General features: G+C 72.8%; 5 protein-coding genes. 1 reads left to right on the forward strand and 4 read right to left on the reverse strand.

The features are described 5' to 3' along the window. The 3 genes from tilS to dacB all read right to left on the reverse strand — a co-directional run. A partial coding sequence (gene tilS / locus TA90_RS02180; RefSeq protein WP_074015234.1) for a tRNA lysidine(34) synthetase TilS occupies positions 1-769 on the reverse strand: 769 nt, incomplete at its 3' end. Further along, entirely contained in the window at positions 756-1,652 is an 897-nt protein-coding gene (locus TA90_RS02185) for a zinc-dependent metalloprotease (protein WP_043534387.1), read from the reverse strand. The genes tilS and TA90_RS02185, both read right to left, overlap by 14 nt. Positions 1,653-1,678: 26 nt before the next feature. Further along, positions 1,679-3,019, reverse strand: a complete 1,341-nt coding sequence (dacB, locus tag TA90_RS02190; protein WP_231550630.1) for a D-alanyl-D-alanine carboxypeptidase/D-alanyl-D-alanine endopeptidase — start codon at positions 3,017-3,019, stop codon at positions 1,679-1,681. 148 nt (positions 3,020-3,167) lie between these two features. Between dacB and TA90_RS02195 the strand changes: the two genes are divergently transcribed. Then, complete coding sequence (locus TA90_RS02195) at positions 3,168-3,668, forward strand: inorganic diphosphatase (protein WP_043534389.1); 501 nt, start codon at positions 3,168-3,170, stop codon at positions 3,666-3,668. Positions 3,669-3,924: 256 nt separating this feature from the next. Here TA90_RS02195 and TA90_RS02200 read toward each other — a convergent pair. Beyond that, on the reverse strand, positions 3,925-4,399 hold a 475-nt coding region (locus TA90_RS02200), incomplete at its 5' end, for a C40 family peptidase (protein ID WP_043534390.1).

Below are 4,399 nucleotides of genomic sequence, written 5' to 3' on the forward strand. Positions count from 1 at the left end.
AGTGCGGGACGGGGTCCTGCCCGAGGGCACGCTCCAGTGCGGGCAGCGCTCCGCTGCGCACGGCGGCGCGCCGCAGCGCACCCCCGTCGGCCGCGCGCCACGGGCCGTCAGGGGCGTTCGTCGGGTCCTCGACCCAGTCCAGGCCGAGCTGGCGGCAGGCCCCGCGTGTGTCGGCGCGCCGGATGCCGAGCAGGGGCCGGCACCACACGGTGCCGTCCGGGAGGCGCACCAGGTCCGACATCGCCCGCAGGGACCCCGCACCGGATCCGCGGGCCAGGCGCAGGAGCACGGTCTCGGCCTGGTCGTCCATCGTGTGCCCCACCAGGACGACGACCCGCCTCCCGCCGGAACGGGCCAGCGACCCCGCACGCCGCAGCAACGCGTCCCTCCGTGCGTCCCGCGCGGAGGCCTCCGGCCCGCCGGGCCCACCGACCTCCACGCTCTCCCAGTCGGCGTGCGCGCCGAGTCCGCCCATCAGCTCCGCGACACCGGCGGCCTCAGCGGCGGAGCCCTCGCGCAGGCCGTGGTCCACGGTGAGGGTGTGGACCCCCACCCCCAGACGGGTGCACTGGTCGATCGCCGTCACCGCGAGCGCGAGGGAGTCCGCCCCACCGGACACCCCGACGAGGACGACGGCGTCGCCCTCGTCGAGGAGCGGGCGCAGCGCTGCACGCACGGCCAGGGAGACCCGACGCAGGGGTCCCGCGGGGTTGGGTCCCACGAGGTCACGGGCCGTGGGGGGCGGCACCGCGCCCTCAGAGCCCGACACGGCGGGCCCAGACCTCCGGGTGCTCGAACTCCTCGCGCGTGGGCAGGTAGTCGGGGGAGCGCAGCAGGGTGGCCAGGGCGGAGTCGGCGCGGACCTCCTGGGCGAAGGCGGCGGCCCGGGCACGCTCCGGGTCGAGCTCGGGCACGGGGATGCCCATCCACGTGAGGACCTTCAGGCCGACCACGCCGGCGGGTTCGGGGGCGTTGTGCCTGATCCAACCGATGGAGGGGATGTCCTGGGGGCCGAGGTCCTCCAGCAGGGAGGACACGACCGCGTCGAGCACGAGCACCAGGCGCGCGAAGTCACCCGAGGACTGGGGCAGGTGCCGGGAGGTGCGCGACATGTGGGACACCAGCCACGGCGCGGCTTCGAAGAGGGTCCCCCACAGGCCGGCGCGCAGCGACACCCAGCGGCTGTAGTCGATCTGGTCCAGGGCGCCCTTCTCGGCGGTGGCCAGGACATTGGGGGCCACCAGGACGCGGCGGTGGGCGAAGGGGTCCCACAGGCCCTTGACCTGCGGGGCCAGGGCGCTGAGTCCGGCCGCCGCACCGGCGAGGTGGACCAGGCCGGGTCTCACCCGTGCGGGCGAGGCCCACTCCCCGACGGTCGGGCGGGAGTCGCCGACCTCGACGAAGGCGGAGGCGAGGCCGGCGCAGACCTCGATCGCCCCACGCCGGTCCACGACCAGGGCCGGGGCCTGCGCGACGCGGGTGGCGGCGTCCGGCAGGCCGGAGAGCCCTGCGAGCAGGGGCGCCGACCACCGGACGGCGCGCCGCAGTCGTGCCGTGGAGGCCGCTGCGGCCGCGGGGGACACGGTCGGTCCCGCGGGGGTCAGGTGGCTGACGGCACTGCCGAGTTCACGCCACCCGGGGGTGTGGATCATGGTGCGATCCTACCGGCGTGGACCTCTCACAGGCCCGAGAGTCCCTCCACGAAGTCGTCGAGGACGCCCCGCGTCCAGTAGGCGGCGCCTCCCGGGACCGAGTCGTTGCCCACCGCGAAGACCAGTGTGCGACCTCCCTCCGTGGTCACGACCCCCGCCAGGGAGGAGACCGACCCGAGGGAGCCGGTCTTGGCCTGCACGTTCGCCGCGGCGTCCCCGGTGAGGAAGCGCCCGTCGAGGGTCCCGTCCAGCCCTCCCCAGGGGAGGGAGCGCACGAGGTCGCGCAGGTTCGGGTGGGTGGCGTCCATGGTGGTCAGGAGGGTCTCCGCCAGCGTCCTGCCGGAGATCCGGTCATCGGAGGACAGGCCCGAGCAGTCCTGCATCCTCAGGCCGGTCGTGTCGATGCCGAGGTCCGTGAGTGTGCCGGCGACGTGCGCCGTCGCGCCGGAGAAGGAGGGCTCGGCTCCGGCTGCGGCCGCGGCGAGTCGGCAGTACTGGTCCGCCAGGGTGTTGTCGGAGTGGTGGAGGAACCAGCGGATCTGCTGGCCGATGGTGGCGGACTCGACCCGTGCCAGTTCGGTGGCCCCGTCGGGCAGCGTCGCCTCCCCGGAGGCCTCGGCCTCGATGCCGGCGCTGCGCAGTCGGGCCGCGAGTTCCAGGGCGACGTCCCTGCCCGGGTCCTCCGCGAAGGAGTCCCCGCCTGCGGTGGTGCGCCCACCGTTGAAGGCGAAGGCACCGACGACGCCCTCGTACCCCTCGACGTCCTGCTTCTTCCAGGCGTCGAGGGTGGGGGAACCGGTGAAGATGTCGTGGTCCCAGCGCAGGGTCACGCGGGTGATCCCGCGCTCCTGGAGTTGGGCGATGGTGTCGGCGGCCAGGTCGGCGATGCCCGCGTGGCCCTCGACGGAGTCCTCGCTCCCCTCCCCGCGGGCCAGGAGGAGGTCCCCCTCGCCCCACAGGTAGAGGTCGGTGCCCTTGAGTGAGGTGCCCGTGGCGAGTGTGGCCGAGGAGTCGAGGTCGGACAGGGCGGTGGTCGCGGTGAGGATCTTGGTGGTGGAGGCCGGGGTGTGGGCGGTGGCCGAGGCGGAGTCGAGGAGGACCTCGCCGGTGTCGGCGTCCATGACGATGCCCCAGCTCTTCCACTTGCCGTCGGTGGCGGCGTTGGCCACCGGTGTCCACAGCTCCTTGACGTCCGCCGCGTCCACGGCCGTCCCGTCCCCGGACTGGGCCCGGGTGTCCACCACCCCGGACTGGGGTGCCAGCGAGGGCGGGTCGGAGGGCTGGGGGACGTCTGAGAGGGTGAGCACGCCGGGGACGACGTCGTGGGCGTCTGCCACGGCGTAGCCGACCAGAGCCACCGCCGCCACGCTTGCGCCTACAATCGCACCAACAGCCCTGCGCCGCATCGAACCCCCCTGGTGTGCCGATTCCCGGTTCACACTAGTGGAGTGGCGACGCCTCACTGACCAGACCGACCGGAGGGACGCCAGACGTCCCGGCAGGAGGAACACGGACGTGGAGTTCGACGTCACCATCGAGATCCCCAAGGGGAACCGGAACAAGTACGAGATCGACCACGAGACCGGGCGCATCCGCCTGGACCGCATGCTCTTCACCTCGACGCGCTACCCCGACGACTACGGGTTCATCGACGACACCCTGGGGGAGGACGGGGACCCGCTGGACGCGCTGGTGCTCCTCGACGAGCCGACCTTCCCCGGGTGCGTGATCCGCTGCCGCGCACTGGGCATGTTCCGCATGCGCGACGAGAAGGGCGGCGACGACAAGGTCCTGTGCGTGCCCGCCTCCGACCAGCGCGCGTCGTGGCGCACCGAGATCGACGACGTCTCGGAGTACCACCGCCTGGAGATCCAGCACTTCTTCGAGGTCTACAAGGACCTGGAGCCCGGCAAGTCCGTCGAGGGTGCCCACTGGGTCGGCCGTGAGGCCGCCGAGGCCGAGATCGTGCGCTCCTACGAGCGTGCCAAGGAGACCGGGGCGGACGGGTTCAACTGACCCCTCCTCCCCCTGCCGAAGTCCGCTCTGTTCGGGGGTCGAGGTCCGTCCTGTTCCAACCCTGAGGTCCGTCCCGTTCTGCCGTCGAAGTCCGTCCTGGCGGACCACTCCGGCGCACGAGGGCGGACCTCACGCTGTGGGAAGGGCGGACCTCACACCCACAACAGGGCGGACCTCACGGTGTGAACTGAGCGGACCTCACGGTGTGAACTGAGCGGACCTCGCGCCCGGGGACCCTGGCGGAAGCGACGGACCGTCAGGCGACGCGCACTGCGTAGGGCATGACCTGACCCCAGTTGTAGATGGTGGTCACGCGCACAGGGATCCCGAAGGTCGGGGCCTCCACGATCCGGTTGCCGCCCAGCGACATGGCGACGTGGTAGATCCGGCTGCCGTCGCTCCAGAAGATCAGGTCGCCGGCCTGGGCCGACCCCACCGGCACGTGCGTGCCCTCGTAGTACTGTGCAGCGGCGAGGTGGGTCAGGTAGATCCCCTGCGAGCGGTACGCCATCATCACCAGCCCGGAGCAGTCGTACCCGGGTCCCTCACCCGCCCACACGTAGGGGGATCCGAGCCTGCTCAGCGCCCAGCTGACCGCGCCCGCAGCGGCATTGCCGGACGAGGAGGCGGGGCGTGTCTCGTCACGCGAGGCCGGGGTCGAGGACGACCCTCCGGAGGAACTGCCGCCCGAGGTCGACCCGCCGGACGAGGTGCCACCGGAGGAGGAACCA

It is taken from the genome of Actinomyces polynesiensis (assembly GCF_000820725.1).
GTDB classification, from domain to species: Bacteria; Actinomycetota; Actinomycetes; order Actinomycetales; family Actinomycetaceae; genus Pauljensenia; species Pauljensenia polynesiensis.

Coding starts and splice junctions, on each gene's coding strand:
- TA90_RS02185 (WP_043534387.1), bottom strand. CDS start 1,652: ATGATCCACACCCCCGGGTGGCGTGAACTCGGCAGTGCCGTCAGCCAC.